The organism is Streptomyces sp. NPDC059371 (genome assembly GCF_042751995.1).
In the GTDB taxonomy this organism is placed as follows: Bacteria; Actinomycetota; Actinomycetes; order Streptomycetales; family Streptomycetaceae; genus Streptomyces.
The window spans coordinates 1-18822 of the sequence record NZ_JBHYXD010000008.1 but is presented as its reverse complement, the minus strand read 5'-3'; the positions used below and the strand labels follow the sequence as shown (position 1 = coordinate 18822).

Annotated in this window: 11 protein-coding genes and 2 pseudogenes; 3 read left to right on the top strand and 10 right to left on the bottom strand. The window is 68.9% G+C overall.

The window, feature by feature from the left end:
* Positions 1 to 183 precede the first annotated feature (183 nt).
* From ACFXGX_RS07005 to ACFXGX_RS06990, 4 genes and pseudogenes are all read right to left on the bottom strand, one after another.
* Entirely contained in the window at positions 184 to 867 is a 684-nt protein-coding gene (locus ACFXGX_RS07005) for a DsbA family protein (protein WP_384786150.1), read from the bottom strand.
* Between the two features lie 129 nt (positions 868 to 996).
* Positions 997 to 1218: pseudogene (locus ACFXGX_RS07000) on the bottom strand (iron chelate uptake ABC transporter family permease subunit); the annotation flags it as partial.
* Positions 1219 to 1710: 492 nt separating this feature from the next.
* Positions 1711 to 2256, bottom strand: coding sequence for a hypothetical protein (locus ACFXGX_RS06995; protein WP_384785773.1), 546 nt, complete (start codon positions 2254 to 2256; stop codon positions 1711 to 1713).
* Entirely contained in the window at positions 2247 to 2813 is a 567-nt protein-coding gene (locus ACFXGX_RS06990; protein WP_384785770.1) for a thioredoxin family protein, read from the bottom strand. Before ACFXGX_RS06990 ends, ACFXGX_RS06995 begins: the two co-directional genes overlap by 10 nt.
* A gap of 297 nt (positions 2814 to 3110) precedes the next feature.
* Here ACFXGX_RS06990 and ACFXGX_RS06985 point away from each other — a divergent pair, with 297 nt between their 5' ends.
* Both ACFXGX_RS06985 and ACFXGX_RS06980 read left to right on the top strand, forming a co-directional pair.
* Complete coding sequence (locus ACFXGX_RS06985) at positions 3111 to 3611, top strand: hypothetical protein (protein ID WP_384785767.1); 501 nt, start codon at positions 3111 to 3113, stop codon at positions 3609 to 3611.
* A 324-nt stretch (positions 3612 to 3935) separates the two neighbouring features.
* On the top strand, positions 3936 to 5318 hold the full coding sequence (locus ACFXGX_RS06980) for a PIN-like domain-containing protein (protein WP_384785764.1): 1383 nt from the start codon (positions 3936 to 3938) through the stop codon (positions 5316 to 5318).
* A 9-nt stretch (positions 5319 to 5327) separates the two neighbouring features.
* Here ACFXGX_RS06980 and ACFXGX_RS06975 read toward each other — a convergent pair.
* The 5 genes and pseudogenes from ACFXGX_RS06975 to ACFXGX_RS06955 form a co-directional block, all read right to left on the bottom strand.
* Positions 5328 to 5543 (bottom strand): annotated as a pseudogene (locus ACFXGX_RS06975) (transposase); the annotation flags it as partial.
* 155 nt (positions 5544 to 5698) lie between these two features.
* Positions 5699 to 7006, bottom strand: a complete 1308-nt coding sequence (locus ACFXGX_RS06970) for a hypothetical protein (RefSeq protein WP_384785761.1) — start codon at positions 7004 to 7006, stop codon at positions 5699 to 5701.
* Positions 7003 to 12096, bottom strand: coding sequence for a hypothetical protein (locus tag ACFXGX_RS06965; RefSeq protein ID WP_384785758.1), 5094 nt, complete (start codon positions 12094 to 12096; stop codon positions 7003 to 7005). Before ACFXGX_RS06965 ends, ACFXGX_RS06970 begins: the two co-directional genes overlap by 4 nt.
* On the bottom strand, positions 12093 to 14171 hold the full coding sequence (locus ACFXGX_RS06960; protein ID WP_384785755.1) for a CHAT domain-containing protein: 2079 nt from the start codon (positions 14169 to 14171) through the stop codon (positions 12093 to 12095). Before ACFXGX_RS06960 ends, ACFXGX_RS06965 begins: the two co-directional genes overlap by 4 nt.
* A gap of 19 nt (positions 14172 to 14190) precedes the next feature.
* A complete protein-coding gene (locus tag ACFXGX_RS06955) occupies positions 14191 to 15009 on the bottom strand; it encodes a hypothetical protein (RefSeq protein WP_384785752.1) in 819 nt (272 codons plus the stop codon).
* A 207-nt stretch (positions 15010 to 15216) separates the two neighbouring features.
* Here ACFXGX_RS06955 and ACFXGX_RS06950 point away from each other — a divergent pair, with 207 nt between their 5' ends.
* Positions 15217 to 16044 (top strand): hypothetical protein, encoded by an 828-nt coding sequence (locus ACFXGX_RS06950; protein WP_384785749.1) that lies wholly within the window; start codon positions 15217 to 15219, stop codon positions 16042 to 16044.
* A 148-nt stretch (positions 16045 to 16192) separates the two neighbouring features.
* Here ACFXGX_RS06950 and ACFXGX_RS06945 read toward each other — a convergent pair whose 3' ends face one another.
* Positions 16193 to 18013, bottom strand: a complete 1821-nt coding sequence (locus ACFXGX_RS06945; protein ID WP_384785746.1) for a cellulase family glycosylhydrolase — start codon at positions 18011 to 18013, stop codon at positions 16193 to 16195.
* Between the last annotated feature and the right edge of the window lie 809 nt (positions 18014 to 18822).

The window sequence follows — 18822 nt, the reverse complement described above, 5'->3', positions numbered from 1 at the left end:
GGCACCGGAGACCGGACGGTCGGGTTCCGCGAGCCGGTCGAGCAGTTCGGCCGCGGGGGGCCGGGGGGCGCGGAGCGGGGGCCCGGCGGTCGCCGGGCCCGCCTTTCCTTCGGATCGCTCCGGGAGCATTGGTCTCCGTCGTGGACCGATGAGCAGATGCCGCCAGCCCGTCGGCGATGTCGTTCAGAGAGCGGTCTGTTCCCACTCCCAGGGCCTGGCGTGGATCTCCCGCAGCAGTTCGGCGAAGGTATCGCCGTCGAAGAGCAGGCCGTTGTAGTCCGCCGGGATCCGCTTGTCGTTGATCACAGCGGAGGGAGTTCCCGGCCCTTTGGGATCCTTTGCACCCCCGGCCCGCTCGTACGCCTTCTCGGAAGTGGTCACGAAGGAGCGGTATTTCATGCTCTTGACGGCCGCGTCGAACGCCGGACCGCGCAGCCCCTCCACCTGGCCGGCCAGTTCCAGCAGACGGGCATCGGTGAACCCGTCGACGATCTCTTCGGGCTGGTTGGCGTAGAGCACCTCGTGGTACTCCACGAATTTGCCCTCTTCCAGCGCTGCCCGCAGTGCGTTGACGGCCTTCTTGGAGCCGCTGCCGCCGAGCCTGTCGTCCAGGAAGGAGGCCAGGGTGTACTCGGTTGTCGCCCGGCGGGCGAGTGTCGCGTCCCGCAACTGCGGGGAACCACCGGTGGTCTCGAACTCCTCGCAGACCGGACAGCGCGGATCCTCGTACAGGTGCACGGTCACCTTCGCGTCCGGATCACCCACCACGATGGTGGTGCCGTCCTTGCCGAGCTTCTCCGGCAACTTCTCCGCGCTCTCGAACACAGGCTTGGCCTCGGCCGACCGGTGCCCGCACCCCGCCACCATCAGAACTGTGGCCACGCACAGCACAGCCCACCGACCCCCACGCACCATGCGCCATCCCCTCCCGAAGAACAGCCAGACCTTAGATCATCTGTACGACAGACGCACAGCTCATTTCGTCCAGGAGGCGGCAAGGTGGCGGCGGCCGACCAGGGTGCGGGCCGCGTGCGGGGCCACCAGTCCGACGAAGCCGATGGTTCCCGCGGCCGCGACGGCGGTGGCGCTCAGGAGGACGCTGACGACCAGCAGGCCGAGCCGCGCGAGTGCCGTGCGCAGGCCGAGCAGCTTCGGTGTGCCGTCGTCGAGGGCGATCAGGTCGAGCTCCGTGCGCCGCGGTAAGGCGACGACGATTCCGCCCGGGCGTGACCGTCACCTGGGTGGTGCGGTCGTACGGGGACGGATCCGTGGGCGGCACCGCCGCATTCCGTGAACTTCGCAGGCTCACCTCCGCCGACGCCTCCGGGTACGCCTTCGTCGTAGGCGAGTCGACCCTGGCGGCAAGAGGGGCGCCGACACCTCAACCGACTGGGCCTGCCCGAGGACCGCATCACCTTCTCGGGCTTCTGGCACCACGCGGCATCGGCGGCGGCGTAGAGGCTGACTCTTTCACGGCGGAAGTACCGTGAGGCCTGCCCTGGTTGACCGATGCCCTCATAAAGGATCCGACGTCGACCTCGGGATGCCCACCGTCAGGAACGAGGAACCTGCCTCACCGCTGCGCAGAGGCAGGGGGCCGTGAACGTCGTGGTCCAGCCTGCGGAGTTGAGTCCTGGCCCATTGATCACCATCGCGCCCCATTGCTTACGATCGCAGCCGGGATGTCGAGTGGCAGGGTCCGACGAGTTCTCAGCCCGCCGAGCTCAACTGCAAGGTCACCTCGTGGTCGCGCACAGGCGGCAGACAGCCGGCGGTCTCGCTGCACGCCCCGTATGTGAGGAACACCCTTGCGCTGTCGGTGCCTTCACGTCGCCGGACGGGGAGTTCGAGGGTGACCGGCCCGTCCTCGTACACCGGCAGCCTGACATTGAGGCCGGCTGGGCGCAGCACCTGCGGCTTCGCGTCGGTGGTCGCCGGGCCGGTAGCCCTCAAGCCGCCTTCGGTACGGATACGAGTCGGTATGCCGATCCCGTCGATGCCGCCGTTAGGAAGGGTGAGGCTGTAGAGGTGGAAACCCGGCTGCTCCGGCCGCAGTTCGGCGAGGACCTGCAATGTGCCGTCGCGGGATTCCGCCCGAACCGTCACGGCCACGCCGCCGATCGTGAAGGGGGCGGCATTCACCGTGGTCCTGGTCTGGCCCGGACCCGCGCACCCGGTGAGTACGGCAGCGGCGGCCGCTACGAGCGCGCAGCCCACCTTCGAACGGCGGGCCCGGAGCCGAACCCCTACTGCCATCGCTTCAGGAACTCCTCGACCTGCGCGGCAGGCATGGTGCGGGCGTTGGCGAACTCGCCCCGGTTCGTGGCCACCTCGATCCGGCCGGACGCGGAGTCCAGGACGGTCAGGGCAGGTATGCCGCTCGTATTCAGGTCGACGTAGCGCTTGGCCACGTTGAGGTTGTGGTCGAACTCGCCGACGTCCACCTTTACTACGTGGTAGTGAGCCAGTAGCGCGGATGGCCCGGACTCTTTGAAGCGGGCACTCAGTACGCGGCAGTCCAGGCACCAGTCGGCGCCGAAGTCGACGAGCACAGGACGGCCGTCCCGCTTCGCCAGTTTGAGAGCGGCCGCTATCTCGGCCGCCGCGTCGGCCTTCGGGTTGTATTCGACGGCGCTCGTCGCAGCGGAAGGTGCCTGCGAAGTCCCGTCCGGTGACGCTGACTTCGTGACGGGTGCTGCCGAGACGCCGTCAGCGGTCCCGTGGGAGGTTGTGGCCTCGCTGTCACAGCCGCTGAGTACCGGCAGGGCGAAGGCGGCCAGTGCCATTGCAGCGGGAAGCAGGGGACGTCTCACGTGACTCCTTGTCGTTCTCTCATCGGAAACCGTCGCGTGTGCGGACGCCGTTGGTGTCCTGCCTGTTCTGCCGGAAAGCCGCAGATCCGCGCGTAGTTTCGCACACGGGCCGGCCAGTGCGCCGGGCTGGGCGGCTTCCGACCTGGGGTTGGCCGCGGAGGACCAGCCTGCGATGACGGAGGTACCGGACCAGCCTGCACGGGGACGAGATTGGTTGCGAACGCTAGGATGCCCGCCTCGCGCAGGCCACTGCCAGGTGGAAGAGGGGGACGCTGTTCCATGGGGAAATCGGCACGTGTGCTGGGCTGGGAGTTCGGCCGAACGGCTCGTGAAATGAATGAGCTCCTCAAGGACCACGGCTATCTGTACGGAAGTCCCGGCGCGTATGGGCTCACGGAGAAGGGGCAACAATACGCTGAGGAGAAGTACCACTCGCGCGGCACGGGCGGCTACGCGCAATACAACAGAAGCTGGGAAACTCGCACTTGGAGCGATGAGACGGCGGCGGCGCTCAAGGCCGACGTGGAAGCCGGCTCCGGAGGCCTCGACGCAGGAGACTCTCCCACTGAAGAAGAGGGCACTTCTCCGCACGAACCCTTGACGGACCGCGGTGGCAGTGGCGACGACGACGTCTCGCAAACCAACTGGAAAGGGCTGGCAATTACGGGAGTCGTCGTGGGAGCCCTTCTCGTCGCTCCTCACGTCAAGCCCTTCTGGAACAACAAGGTGAAACCTGCCGCGAAGAAGCTGCGCGCCGGGCTGACGAAAAAGGAGTCGGCGGAGTCCACCGACTCCTGACGCCACCGAGAGATCGACGTATTTCCGCTACAGCCTCGATTGCGTTGCTCGCTATCGAGATTAGAGGCTTAGAACGGCTAACACAATGAGGGTTCCGCTCCTGATGGCCCTGCCTGACAGGTCAGTTGGACGTTGTCCGGGCCATGGGTACTTCGCCGTGGATCGTGTGGGATGACCAGCTCTGACGGTCGGTGATCGGCAGACGTCCGGGGTGTCGGAACCGTCGCTGTTTCCTCGGTCGCGGTGGCTCGCCGGTCATAGACTTTCCCTCGCGCACCCGGCCGGGGAGGGCTGATGCGCCTTACGATTCCAGGGGAGCGTTTCATGGCAGCAGCGCACACCACCTCCGACCCGCCTCAAGTCCGGGGCGTCTTCGACTGCGACGAGGCCCATCGCAGCCCACTCCGCTCCGACTACAAGCGGATCTTCGATTCCGGTCTGGTCGTGCTTGACACCAATGTGCTGCTCAACCTCTACCGCTCGAACGAGAGCACCCGCAGGGACACCCTTGCCGCCCTCGCCAGGCTTCGCGAGCGCCTGTGGATTCCACACCAGGTGCTCACGGAGTTCTGGCGCAACCGCGAGTCGCCGACCGTACGCCATCACCACGCGACCAAGGCCAATGAGGCGAGCGCCGCGCTCGATAAGGCGGTCAACGCGGCCCGGACAGCAGTGACCACTTGGCTGACCGCCGTCCAACTCAAGGACAACGAAGAGGCTGTAGAGCGGACTGACCGAGACCTGGTCGAGCTCGCCAAAGCAGTCGGCAGCCTCAAAAAGTTCATCCGGGCGCAGGCCGAGTGCGACGCACTCAAGGAGACCGCCACCACTCACACTGACCCGGTACTCAACGCCCTCGAACCGCTTCTGCACGGCCGGGTCGGCGAGCCACTGCCGTCGGACGAATACGACAAGGCCGTGAAAGAGGCGCAGGAGCGCGCCGACGAGGGGATACCGCCGGGGCACGAGGACTTCCGCACCAAGGAACCCGAGCTAGCTGCCGGTGACTACCTCGTGTGGGTACAGCTCATGGCGGAGGCCCGGCACCGCGGGTGCGACGTTCTCCTGGTCACGGGGGACGTGAAGAAGGACTGGTGGACCAACCGCGGATACGACATTCCGCCTCGCCCCCGTGCCGAACTCCTTCAGGAACTACGGGAGCAGGCCGGGGTGGGACTCTACATGCTCACTCCAAGCGAACTGCTCCGCTGGGCCAAAGAACTCCTCGAACTGAACGTGGACGAGGGCTCGGTTCGCGACCTGGAGCAACTGGGCGAGGCTTCGGCCGACAAAGACTCCGAAGACGAAGCCTGGACGGCGGAGTCGCTGGCGGCGTTCATGGACGAGCTGATGAGGCGCTACCCATCCCGAGTCAAAGCAATCGTTGCGGCTGCGGCAAACGGCGGGTTCGTGGACCGGGAGACGGTGTACGAGCTTGCCGGCTACGACGAGACACGCAGACTCCGCGGCTTCACCCAACCGATCGGCACCCTGTCGAGGGATCTGCAAGCGATAGGTGTGCTGACAGGAGGGGAGCCGTTCCTGCTCACCACCGTCTACGGCCACGCCGCCGACCCTTCCTGGGCGAAGGGGTTCCGCATTCCCAGCGGGGTGATTCCCCTGCTCCGGAGCAAGTACGAGGGAGGCGACCTGTGGCAAACCCGAGACGGCGGAGAAGCTGGGAGCGAGCCTTCCGACAGGGGCTAAGAAGGGCTATCACGATGACTGGAGTTGCCGCTGGGTGATGAGGCAGCAGGCCAGGTTGAGGCAGGCTTCGTGGGCGTCGGGTCGGCGTTCCCAGCGGACGCGGAGTCGTCGGAAGCCGTGGAGCCAGGCAAAGGTCCGCTCCACCACCCACCGGTATACGCCATGGCGGGTGCTTCGGCGAGCGATGGCAGGGATGATGCCGCAGGCGCGGACCTGGTCGCGGTGCGAAGTACCCATGGTCCAAGCAACGTCCAACTGGCCTGTCAGGCACGGCCATCAGTAGCGACACCTCACTGTGTTAGCCGTTCTTAAAGCCCGGCTGCCAGTGCTCGATTGGTGGCCCCCGGACAGCCAGTGTGCCCTCGCACCGGCCTCGGTGGTCATTCGACGGACATGAGGAGTTCGAGCAACTCCCGGCCGGCGGTGTCGTCGCGTTGGGCCGGCGCCGAGTCGGGAGCCGGGGTAGCGCGGGCGCCGTCGGGGACGAGGGACAGGACTTCGGTGAGTGCGAGGTCGCCGACGTCGTGTTCGTCGTACGACCGCGGGCTGCGGACGAAAGCCAAGGTCGCCGCGGCCAGGACCCCCGTGACATCGCCGCGTCGGGACCACAGACCGGTGAGGAGCCGGTCGACCGCCTCATCCAGGCCGTCGGCGCGACGCAGACCGATCAGCGAGCCGAGCGTCGCCCCGCCCAGCCCCGTGAACCCTTCACCGGTGAGCGCGGCGACCACCGCCTCCGCCTCCGTGTCTCCCGGCTGCGGGCTCCCGAGAGGCGGCAGCCCGGCTGTGGTGCTACCGGGACCGGTGGCCAGGGCGGCACGGCAGACGAGCAGGCGCGTGCGGAGCGGGGGATAGGTGTCGTTGCCCGTTCCTACGGTCTGTCCGGCGGCGGTGAGCATGTCCGTGAGCGCCCACACGTAGGCTTCCCCGCACGCGAGTGTCGCGCACACGTCGGCGAACGTTTCGCCCAGCCACCCTTCCCAGCGTGCGATGCCCTCCTGGGTGAGACCGGACTGCTCCGCCAAGCGGGTGCGCAGCGGCTCAGTCAAGGCGAAGTCGTCCTCGATGTGATGGCCGGTCTCGTGCGCGACGACGAGGAGCGCCGGAAGGTGATGGCCGGCGGACCAGGGGACGCCGATGAGCGGGAACGGCAGGTACTTGCTCGCCCGACGTCCACCGAGGGTGCGCTGCTTTCCCGCGGGCAGCAGGTCCTCGAAATCGCTGCCCCGAGGCGCGGCGAAGGGCACAGGATGCTGGTTCAGGAAGACGAGCGGCGGTTCTTTGAGACCCGAACGGTCCTGTACGGCGTTGCGGACAGGGTCGTAGACGGCCCAGGCCAGTTCGTCGGCCGCGTCGAGGAATGTCTTGTAGCGCGGGATGTGGCGGGCGAGCAGCTTGGTGCGGAAGAAGTCCCACAAGTGATGCAGGTCGAGGACGAGTTCGGGCGCACGCTGTTCATGCTCGGCCGGTGGCAACTCCTGGAGCCGCCGGAGCGCCCCGGACACGACCCGGACGACACTCTCGATCTGTGACTGGTGCTTTTCGAACGGGCCCTTTCCCTGTGCCGCGAGGACCCAGTCGTCCAGCTCGCCCGTCAGTCCGCCGGTGAGGTGGCGTACCTCGGCTTCACGACGGGCGCGGTAGCCGGCGTCTTCCGTCGGACGACCGGTGGCGGGGCCGGCCGTCATGGCGCGGAGGCCGTCTCGGGTTCGGAGATCCGCAAGGCGGCAGGGCTCGCGAACAGCGTGACACAGGCCGCTTCGAGGATGCCGTCGCCCCAGTCCGCGCCCGCCGGGTCGCCTGTCGTGCCGTCGGTCGCACGGCGCAGTCGTGAGTACAGCTGCAACAGGGAGATGTCTCCGGCGGCCGCCTGTGCCAGGAGCTCTGTGTGATGGCTGCCCGTCTGGGTGACGAGCCCCGTTCCGAGCACCTTCGGCGCGAATCCCGAGGAGAAGAGGGTGGCCGCGAACAAGTTGCGGAGGACGACCTGCAGGGGGATGTCCGCGGGCGATCCGGGCGGCGGCGGATCGAGGACGATCAGAGGCTGTGTGCCCGGCTCGAACTGCGTGAGCCAGTCGGTGAGCAGGTCGGGTGTGAGATCGGAGCCCAAGGCCGCCCGGGCGAGCCGTTCCCCGTGGCTCAGGCGGGTGGCGGACAGCTCGAAGCAGGGAACGGTGCCCCCTTTGAGGCGGAGCGGGGCACGCACATGCACCACTGCCGGCGGGCTCTTCAAGGTGGGCAGCCCGGCTGACGCCTGGATCACCCGGACGTCGAAGCCGTGCATGCGGTAACCGATGAGGCGAGCGGTGGGGGAGAGGTCCGAGGCGTCGTCCTCGGCCGAGTCATCACGGAGGACAAGGACCGTTCGGGTGCCGGAGCGCTTCTGCGTGAGCTCTCGCGTGCTCCGTACGAGCCTCCACACCGTGCTCATGGCCTCGATCGCGATGGCCGGCCCGCCCACCGCGGCCAGGGCGACCCCGAGCGCGCCCGCCGCGGCCATTTGGGTGCGGCTCCCCCAGACGCCGTCGGTTGTCAGCTTCTTCTCCGTCGTGCCTGCGTTGAGCACCGCCTGGACGGCCCGCACGTCGACGATCTCCGCCGCCTGCGGAAGCGTGCGGTAGACGGCCGCGGTGTCGTCCCGGAGCCCGAGTTCCCAGGGGAAGGCGTGCAACAAGGCGTCGTCGGCCTGGATCCTGACGGTGTCGACCGGTGGGGCGGCCCGCCCGTGATGCCGCAAGGAGGAGGAATTGGCGGACACGGCATTGCGCCAGTCGGCGTACAGGGCATGAGCCGTCGGCAGCGGCGTGGAGGTGATCCGGAAAGAGGGGTCCACCTGGTAGACGTCCTCGTGCTCGGACCGGGCGAGCTCCACAGAGGGGGCGGAGTCGCCCTCCGGCGGGTACCCGAGGGTGGCTGCCATGCGCAGGGCGGCCAGGCGCGTCGACTCGTCGTGGTTCACGAGGGCGATGGTCCGCAGAATGTACTGCGTCCACAGAGAGGGCCGATGCACCTCGCTCACGTACTCCGAGGCACGGATCAACAAGGCGCGTTTGTCGTCGACGTCGCTTTCCGTCAGCGCGAGCATCCAATGCGCCGTCGCCTTCAGCAGGGGCGACCGCTGGGTGGCGGCCTTGGCGCAGAGTGAGCGGCTGAGCGGGCGGTCGGGGACACCCTTGACGCGAACCTGGGCCCGTGCCCAGGCCCAGGTGGGGAGTGGGTCCCGCGGGTCCGCCGAATCCGCGAGAACTCGGTATGCCTCGGCCACCAGTCGGCTCGCCTCTTGGTGGTGACCCGACACACGCTCGAACTCCGCCAGCTCGGCCAGCCGAAGACAGTGGTCGGTGTCCGTACGCGACCCCTCGGCCAAAGTGGCGAAAAGTGGGCGGAGTCGCTCGAGTTCGGGCACGGGGTCGCCTTCGGGGGCGGGGCAGCCCTTGAGAGCTTCGAGCGCGCGCACGCGTGCTTCGGGCGGTTCCATGGTGGCGAGAGCCTCGGCCAGGGCCGGGGCGCGCGAAGGGTCGGCGAGTACGGCGGCCACGCCACCGTCGAGCAGGTCCTGGCGCGAGCGCAAGGGGACCTCCAGCAGCGAGGAGTCGGCCACGGCGTAACCCCCGCGGGACATCTCGCGCCACAACAGCGCTGCGGGAACGGCGAATTCCCCTGAGGTGTCCACCGTCCGCAGTTGCCCGAGGACGTTCGCCGCCCGGTGGAGATCACCCAGCGACCGGGCGAGGAAGCGGGCGTAGGCGAGCAACGTCGGCGGATGACCGTCCGGGTGTCCCAGATCGCTCCAGAGGCCCGCGGCACGTGCGAAGGACCGCTCCGCCTCGTCCACCGCAAGCAAGCGCCCCTCGACGACCGCGCGCAGCACGGCGCACTCGGCCAGCCCGTGATACCGGGTGGAGTCGTGGATGTCGGAGTGCGAAGTCTCTTCCGCTTTGTCCAGGGCTTCCAGGGTACGGATCGAGTGCCCCAGCAGGAGGTGCGCTCGTGCCTCCGCCAGACGGGCGTCGACGCGCTCGGCCGGACGCAGCGCGCTCATGTCGATGTCCCGCAGTGTGCGCAGAGCGGTACTCGGAGCGTAGGAGGCGATCTCGGCACCCGCTCTGCGCAGCAGTGCCCGGTTCTGCAGTCGCGTGAAGGGTTGCTTCGTATCGATACCGGAACCGTAGGACGCGGCCACGTAGTTGTGGAGTGCGACGGCTTGGCCGATGTGCCCCTGAGCCTGAAGGTTCGCGGCCAGTTCCAGCGAGAGCCGGGCCTCGCTCTCGGCACCACCGCCCCGGGTCCGCGCGGTGTCGATCGCGGCCCGGTAGCTGACTTCGGCCTGCGGATCGCTCGTCCGGGCCTGGATGCGGGAGAGCAACACTTGGAGGTCTTCCCGCAGTTCGTCGCCGACTCCGGCGTCGAGGGCGTTCCCGACGACCCGCGCCGCCATGCCGAGGTGACCACGGCCGTAGAGGACGAGCGCCTGCAGATAGGCCTCGCGATCCAGCACGCCGAACGGCTGGTTCGCTGCCCGGCGCAACCTCCGTACCAACGCGAGCCGGCGTTCGACCTCGTTCCAGGCCGGGTCCGACGCGTTGACGGAAGGAACGTTCAGATAGCTGCGCGCCGCGACCGCGGCGATGGCCAGATGGGCTTCGGCGACGGTTCTGTAGCCGACCAGCAGTCGGCCGTCGAGGCGGAGCCGGGGGAGACCCTCGTCGAGGTATTCGTCGCCGAGCACTTCCTCGCACAGCTCCAGGATCTGCTCGGCCCGGCTGCCGTCCGTGTCGACCTTCTGCACGGCACGTGCCCACGCCGTGCCGGCCTGCGGATCTCCGGCCTGGAACCGGTGATACGTCGCCTCCTTCGTGTACGTGACCCACGACTCGGGGTGTGCCCTGCCCAGTTCGTCGAAGTGCGCGATGAAAGCCTGGTGCAGCCGCTCGAAGACCTGATGGCCCGAGATCAGAAGGCGCATCGGCGCCAGGACGTTGGGATGGAAGATGACGGTGTCGTCGTCGCCCGCATGCCGTGAGACCCACGCCGAGGTGCCGGCGTAGTCGAGCAACCGCTGCCAGGCGCGGTCCATCTCCTCGTCGGTGGGCTCGGCAGCCGTGAAGGGGAAGACGGCGTCGCTGCCTCGAAGATGGTGGTTGTCGTGACGCGGGTCGTCCGCGTCGGAACTGTCGGTCATGCCCTGGGCCAGCCAGGGGCGCATGACCGTGAACACGTCTTCTCGGCGCAGACGCCGGGGGATCGCGCCGTAACGCAGCAGCCAGCGCACCGCCGGGTCGTCGATGCGCTGCACCACTCGCTCGATCAAGTAGCGCACCAGGGGTTCCTGGCAGGCCTTGAGCTCCGCGGCGTCGATCGTCGGATCCTGCTCGATGAGATCGGCGAACAGGGCGAGGGTGAACGGAAGCCCCTTGGATTTGCGTGCGGCGACCCGCAGCAGAGCGCTGTTCGTGATGCCGCGGAGCCCCGCCAGATAGGCGTGTGACTGAGCCGCGTTGAACTTGCGGACCTGGATGTGCTGAACCTCCTTGCGCCGGAAGGCTCTGAGCGCCTGGGGCAGATGCTGCCGGAGGTTGTAGCGGCCGGCGAGGACCAGCCGTAGATTCGGGCAGAGCCTGACGAGCCGGCCGAGCATCCGCAGCGTCCGCTCCGTCTCACCGTGGCCGTGCAGCAGGAGTTCTTCCAGCGTGTCGACCACCAGGAGCACCGGATGACCGGGACGCGCCCGGTTGAGGCGTTCCGCGAACGTCTGCAGGACCTCCTCCTGCACCGCTTCGGTGTCGAGGGTGTCGATGTGGGCGGCGGTCTCCTGCGCGGGCACGGAGGAATGGCGGCTGAGGAGAATCCTGTACGCGGAATAGGAATCGAGCCGCTCGAAGGCCCGGCCGGGAAGCCTCAGTTCGAACTGCTCCGCGATCTCCAGCAGCAGAAGCCACGGATGCCGGCCGACCGCATGCGGGTTGACGACGTCGAAATCGATCCGGGCGCACAGGACATCCCGCTCCTTCGGCACGCAGAAGCGGGCCACCAGCCACCGGAGCTGCATGGTCTTCCCGGCGCCTCCGGGGGCGTGCATCTGCCACACCCGCCGCTGTCCGGCCAGGAGGCGTTCGGCGTCCTCGACCAGTCCGGCGGGCTGGAGGAACTGGGCGGAGCGCGAGTAGTCGGCGGCCCAGTAGTCGCGTGCGCGCACGTATCCGGCGCAGTCCAGGCGCAGTTGGACGATGCCGTCGCCGGTGAACGAGAGCCGGTCGGGGTCGCCGAGCGCGTCCACCAGATCCTTGCACGCGGCGAAGTCACGCCGGGCGTCCGCCGCGTTGAACCGTTCATGGAAGAGCGCGAGGGCGTTCTTCGGCTGCGCCAGCAGGAGATGCCGTACCTCCTCCGCGTGGTTGCGGACCCCGCGGTGAACGCCGGCGATCCGGAGTTCCAGTGCGAGGAGCCCGGCGGGAAGCGTGTCGTCGGCCGACTCCTGCGCCCATTCGACGAAGTAGGCACCGCGGTTCGCGCCCGACAGGGCGAACCGGCCGGGCTCGGAGCCCACGGGTTCCACGGCGTGGGCGCGGACCAGTTCCTCCAGCCCCGGACTCGCGGGCTCTTCGGCGAGGGCGTGCGGATACAGCACGTCCTCGAAGAGGGCCGTGTCGAAGGTGCGGGCGACGGCGCAGGCCCGCAGGACAGCCGTCCAGCGCGCCGGACGCAGCGAGCGGCTGATGGCCTCCAGGCTCTCACCGGCGGCGAGTCGGCGGGTGATCTCCGCGAGGACGTCGGTCATCGCCCCGCCTCCTGAAGGTGCGCCGCACCCCATTGGGGCACGATCCCCACGAGCTGCGCGAAGAGTTCCACGTTGAAGTGCTGATCAAGGGTCTGCTGGAGGGCCTCCAGCAGCTTGACCACCGTTTCGTCCGGCTGGACGCGCAGCCGGCTCTGGTAGAGCCGCGCGAGCCGCATGAACTGCGCGCTGTCGAAGTCCCCCACCCTGACCCGCGTGATCATGTGGGAGTCGGACTCCGGCAGCGCCCCGCCCACCCATGAGTCCGGTGCGACGAGGATCAGCCGCAACGGCGGCGCCTGTCCATAGGCGACGGGCCGCACCAGGGACTTGTAGAGCACCTGCGTGAAGGCGCCCTGCATGACGCTCTCGGCGTGATCGAGGGCCAGGACGAGGGGCCGTCCGTCGCTCGCCTTCTGCAGGGCGTGCAGGAACTCACCGACGATGCGCTCCTTGCGCCCGTCACGGGGGTCACCGATCTCGTCGTTGAAGCGCCGTCCCTCGTCGTCGGCCGGTTCCAGCGTGCCGTTCGGCAGGACGGGCGCCTCGACGAGGTGATTGACGACCGCGTTGAACTCGCCGAAGGCCTGCGCGGGCAAGGGGCACAACTGCTCAGGAGAGGTGGCCTCCTGTCGGATCAGTCGCAGGGCCGTGAGCCAGTCCTTGTGCCGTGGGTACGCGTCCACGTCACCGGCCCGCGTCGAAGCGGTCAACTGCGCGGCCAGGTTGACCGAGACCACGCGATGCCCGCGCAGGAACCAAGTGATCAGACACCAGTTGGTCAGCCAGCTCTTTCCCGTCTTGGCGAAATTGGCCTGTGAATGGCCGCTGATCACCAGCACCGGACGGTCGGTCGCGTCCGTCGCCTGCCCGGGATCGTCGAGGGCCCACCAGGCCTGGCGCCGCTCGTCGGTACGCCCCACGAACCGCCCGAGGTCCACGTACTGCTTGTAGCGCAGGATGTCCTGGACCGAGGCCGTGGGCGGAGGCGCGAAGGTGATCGGCAGCACAGACCGTGGGTCTTCGCAGGTCAGCAGGACGGGCAGGGCCCACGCGCCGCTCTTGGGCGCCCGCCTGGCCAGTTCGGAGCGCGCGGCAGCCACCGCAGTGTCGACGGGCTGGTCGGCGCCCAGCCTCTCGTAGAACGTGCGGGAGAGGGTGACGGCGCAGTCCGAGGTGATGTCGTCCTGCATCGACACCACGGCCCTGGATCCCGCGTCCAGGAACGCCTGGGCCATCCCGCCCACCCAGTCGGCCGGATCGGCCCTGCCCGAGTGGCAGGCATTGAGGACCACCAGCAGAGGCTTCCACACCGTGAGGTCGGCGACGGCCCCCGCTTCCAGTTCCCAGGTCGCGGGCCCCGCGTGTCGCGTTTCGGCCGGGGTGAAGACGAGCACGGGACTGCCTCTGCCCGGGCGAGGCATGCCGTGCCCGATGTAGTGCACGACGTGCGGACGCAACCTGTCGATGCGCTCGGCGAGCACGGCGGCGTTCGCGGGGACGTCGAGGACCTCCAGGTAGGTGCGCCCTGGCGAACGCTCCAGAGCGCCGGATATCGCGGCGAGTTCCTGCTCCGCGAGCAGCCGCTCGTCCTGAGGGGGCGTGCAGATGACCACCAGGACGCGCAGCGGGCCGAGTTGAGACGAAGGGTCGTCGGTCCGCGGGCCGACGGCGCAGCCGCGTCTCCACAGCGTTTCGGGTTGCCGCCACAGCCACCGGCCCCGGTGTCGCAGCAACTCCCAGGGCAGTGAACGCAGTTCGGGAGGCTCCACCTCCAGGCACGCGCGCCGCGGTGCCGCTTGCGAGGCCGTCGCCGATAACCATTCCTCGGCGAGAGCCCCACCGAGCAGCGCCGTGTACAGGCACTCGCCGGCGTGTTCGCGGTCCGCCTCACCGGCACCGCGCTCGAAGGCCTTCGCGAGTGTGCCCGGCTCCTCCAGCGACCCGAGTTCGACCGACACCGGGGGGCGGCCCGGTGCCGACAGGTGGACGGCGTATCCGGGTGAACCGTCGGCGGCCTTGGTGATGCGCAGTTCTATGTCGCCCGCGCCGGCCTCGGAGTGTGTGCCGCTTGCCATCGAGATCCTCGCGAAGTGCCTATGCCGTGGTGAAGCCGAGAGCGGGCTGCTCGGTGGGGGACACGTCCTCCAGGACCGCGCCCGGGTCGTCCCGCGCTTCCTCGAGGAGCACCGGAGGCACGGGCACGGGAGCGGCGCCGCGTCCGGGTTGACGCGGGTCGTAGTCCTTCATCACCTTGCCGAACCACGCCTTGCGCAGGCGGACCACCCGGAAGAAGGGGGTGAGATCGGTGCCCAGCCACTCCAGGCCGAGCGCGTGGCGGCCCTCGATCGACGCGCTCCCCGCCAGATCGGCGAGCACGGGCTGAACCGGCCCGGCGCCCGCCTTCACCCGCAGCTCGGCGAACGCTCCGCTCTCCGTGGTGGTCAGCACCGTCCCGGAGGCGGCCGTGACGACGGCGGTGACGGCGAGCAGCGAGTCGTCCCAATCGTCCCAGCCACGGCCCACCAGGGCGGAGGCCAGCGCGCGCGTGTCGGCGACCGTGCTCTCGGTCAGTCCGTCGTAGACGACGAAGGCCGTGTCGCCCTTCGTGAACCCGATGCGGGCGCCGGCGTCGGCGACGGCGAGGGAGGCGAAGCCGTCCGCGGCGGATCCCGCCGCCTTCAGCGCCACCGAGACGGAGCCCTGTGCGTCATGCTTGTAGGTGTTGTCGGGCGTCCCGGGGCGCGGATCGAAGGCGATGCCCCGGTCGGCCAGGGTGCCCGCGGTCCGGACCCGGTCGTCCGCGTTGTGCAGGACGTCGCCCAGCACGACGCGCTGTGACAGCGGCCACGCCACCCACCAGCCCTTCCACACGTCGTCGACGGCGTGGCGGTACAGCCTGTAGGCGTCCTTCATGTAGTCCCCCGTTGCTGACGCTTGTGCTCGGCAGGCTACGCGCGGGCGCACACGCAGGAAGCAATTCCCCCTAGATCCGGCGCAGTTACGAGGCGTGAGGTATATGCGGACCTACCGGCACACGCCGATCCCGACAGGGACGTGCGGCTTCGCCGAGTTGGGGGGCCGTGGGCGACGGCCGCACGCCGCTCGCTAGCATTCCTTCACATGATGCGGCGGGGGTGGCGGCTGGGTGCCGTGGCAGTGCTGGCGGCGATCTGTGCCTCCGGTCCAGGTGGGCCGGGAGTCGTCCGTACGGCGTCGGACCTCGGTCAACTGCCCACCGACCGCTACGACTACACGCCGCAGGACTATCAACGATCCCAGCGGGCAATGGCGTTGCTGGTCCGGCAGTGCATGGCGGAGCACGGGCACCCGGGGTTCCCGCTCGACCCCCGATACCCCAGTGACCCTGCCGTCCTCACCGCGGTCAGTACCGACTACGGCGTCCTGGATCTCGCCGTCGCCCGCCGCTGGGGCTATGGCTGGGACCCGGCAAAGCCCCTGGCCCCCCAGCCGAAGGGTCGCCGGATGACCAACGCCGAGTATGCGGACCTTCCCGCCTGCAACAGCGACGCGAACCAGCGGCTGACGCGTGGCATCGACCTCAAGCGGGACTGGCTCTACGCGAGCACACGGGCGATCGAGGTCGACAAGGCGGTCAAGCGCGACCCGCGCCTCCGGGCGGCCTGGGCGGTGTGGTCCCGCTGCGTGGCAGAACAAGGATTCCCGCGCTATCCCGACCCCGTCGCCGCGTACACCACCTGGCAGCGGGGGAGCGACGGCAACACCCGGCATACACAGCGGGAGCGGGCCACCGCCGCCGCGGACGTCACCTGCAAGCGCCGCCACCATACGGCCGAACTCTGGCACACCGTACGGGCGCGGAAGCAGACCGCGGACATCACACGGCACCGCGACCGCTACGCCGCCGGACTGCTGGCGCTGCGGACGTACCGGGCCACCGTTGCCGACGTACTCCGGAAGCTCGGCTAGCTCGCCGATTCTGCCCCTGGCCGTTGCGATCGACGCGTCACGTCCTCTCGGACGACGCAGTCCAGCACGCGCAGGACGTCCGCGTGCGCCGCGGGATCCAGCGACCGGACTTCTTTCGCCCCGGCCGGGGCAGGTCGGGGCGATCTCTCTAACCGGCCCGGCAGCTCAGGACCGGCGTACCCGCGCCACCCGGCGCCGCGCTGAATCCGAAGCCGGTCGAGGCCCCGGCCGCGATGGCGCCGTTGTGGTCGGCATTGCTCGCGGTCACCGTCCTGCCCACCTGGCTGTAGGAGGCGTTCCACATCCCGGAGACGGTCTGGTTGCCCGACCACTCCCACGTGACCTGCCACGACTTGGTCGCCGAGGAGCCGGTGTTGGTGACCGTGACATCGGCGTTGAATCCACTGCCCCAGTCGCTGCTCACCTTGTAGGTGGCCTTGCATCCGCTGGAGCCGCCCCCGGTGCCCGTGGTCGTGGCGGTGACCGACGCGGACGAGGGCGAGGTGTTGCCGGCCGCGTCGCGCGCCTGCACGGTGTAGTCGTACGGGGTGTCGGCGGTGAGGCCCGTGTCGGTGAAGGACGTGCCGGTGACCTGACCCACCTTGGCGGTGCCGCGGTAGACGTCGTAGCCGGTCACCCCGGTGTCGTCGGTGGACGCTTTCCATGACAGGGACACACTTGACGCGGTGGTACCGGTCACGGCCAGTCCGGTCGGTGTCGAGGGTGCGGTCGTGTCTCCGCCGCCCCCGCCCCCGCCTCCGCCTCCGGAGAAGCCCGGAGCCTTGATGGCGGCGAGATAGCCGTCCTTGACGGTGTCCACGGTCTGCCAGTCGTCCTTGAGGATGCCCCCCGTGTCGCCGGAGTTCGGATTCCACGACCAGAAGGTCCAGTTGAAGCTGTCGGCCCCGTACGTGTTCGTGGGCCGCAGGTAGTCGACGAGCGCCGCGAGCCACTTCTGGTCGACCGTCGACTGCAGGGTGGTGCCGAACTCGCCGAGCCAGACGGGCGCGATGTTCTGTTTGAAGATGTAGCCCCAGTACTTGTCCCAGACGGCCGGCATGTTCGCCGGGAACGACGGGTCGCTGAACCAGGGTTGCTGAGCGACGCTGGTGGCGTAGTCGTGGGCCGAGTAGACCAGGCGGTTGGCGACACTCAGCCGCACCGGCGCGGTGGCGACCCCGGAGAGATTGCCGCCCCACCAGGTGCTCTGACCGTTCACCGTCTGGACGCCCTCGACGAAGATCAGCAGGCTGGAGTTGACGGACAGGACCGCGTTGCCGGCCCGTTCGGCGGCGAGACGCCAGTCGGTGCTCGTGTCACCGCATCCCCAACAGGCGGGGTCGTGAGGTTCGTTGTGCAGGTCGATGCCGACCACAGCGGTGTTGCCCTGATAACGCGCCGCCAGGGCCTTGAGGTTGGTGATCCAGGTCGACTCGGGGACGGCGGAGGTGTACCAGAGCGCCGACTGGGCGGAGGAGTCGGGCCGATGACGGTCGAGTACGACCTTGAGACCGGTCGAGCCCGCGTAGCCGACGATCTTGTCCATCACCTGGAGCGAGTTGAGCCCCTGGAGGTCGGCGTTCAGACCGTTGGCGTAGGTGATGCCGTTGGGCTGTGTGCCCTTGAAGATGTCGTCGCTGTAGGGCAGGCGGATGGTGTTGTAGCCCAGGGTCTTCATCTGGTCGATCATCGACTTGTAGTCGCGTGACCAGAGGCCGTGCACCACGTAGTTGGAGGTCTCGAACCCGAACCAGTTGATGCCGGCCATGCGCACCGGCTGGTTCTGCGCGTCGAGGATCCGGCGGCCGTCGGTGTGCCAGTATCCGGCGCCGGACACGGCTGCCGCATTCGACGGGGCGGCAGCCGCAAGTGCCGGTACCGCCACCGTGAAGGGAACGACAGCCGCGAGCGCCGCGGTGAGGAGCGCGACCAGGGCACGCTTGAAGCGGAATGAGGGTGGGTGACGCATGGTGGGGGGTCCTCTCCGGGTGGGAGCGCTCCCATTCTTGGGCGCACGTCTCCGGGCGGGCAGGCGGATGGGCGTCCGGCATGACGGCTCCCGCGGACCGGCAGGAGTGTCCCGCTCCCGACGGCCGGCTCGTCCAAGCCGGACTGCGCACATGGAAGCCACTAAGCGTGTCCGCGTCAATACCTTGCGCGGCGATCGCGTCCCTCGAGGGGATGTCGGCCACGCGTGCGCTCCGTTTCGGCCACGCCCGCGCCATCCCGGCCATGGAGGGTGTGACCCAGGTCGTGGAGGGTGTGGCCTCGGCCGTGGAGGGCGTGCCCCGGGCCGTGGAGGATCGAGGGCGTGCCCCAGGTCGCGGAGGGCGTGGCCTCGGTCATGGAGGGCGTGACCTCGCCTTCCGGATTCCCGCAGTCTCCGTCCGACGCTTCTCGGGCCTCTGTCGCATTCGCGCACGCCGCGATCTGGCGTGCGTGAATGCGGCCGTGAGCGAGCCCGGGTGAGGGGGCGAACGCGCAACGGACCGTCAGGAAGCCCCCAGGAAGGCACTCTTCGCACGGGTGTTGACATCTGGAGTGGATGCACTGCACTTTGGGAGCGCTCCCACGTTCGGTGTCCCAGCCCCACCGTCCTCTCAACGACCGGCCACTGCCCGCGCGCCACGACGAGAACGCCGGACCCACGTCCGGACGACGCCGGCGCGCGTCCAAGTTCGACGGCCCCCCGGTTCCACCTTGCGCGACGCACACAGTCGCACCTTCGTCATGCCCGCACGCAACGCCTGCCCGGCGGACGTCCGCCCGGTGTGCCAG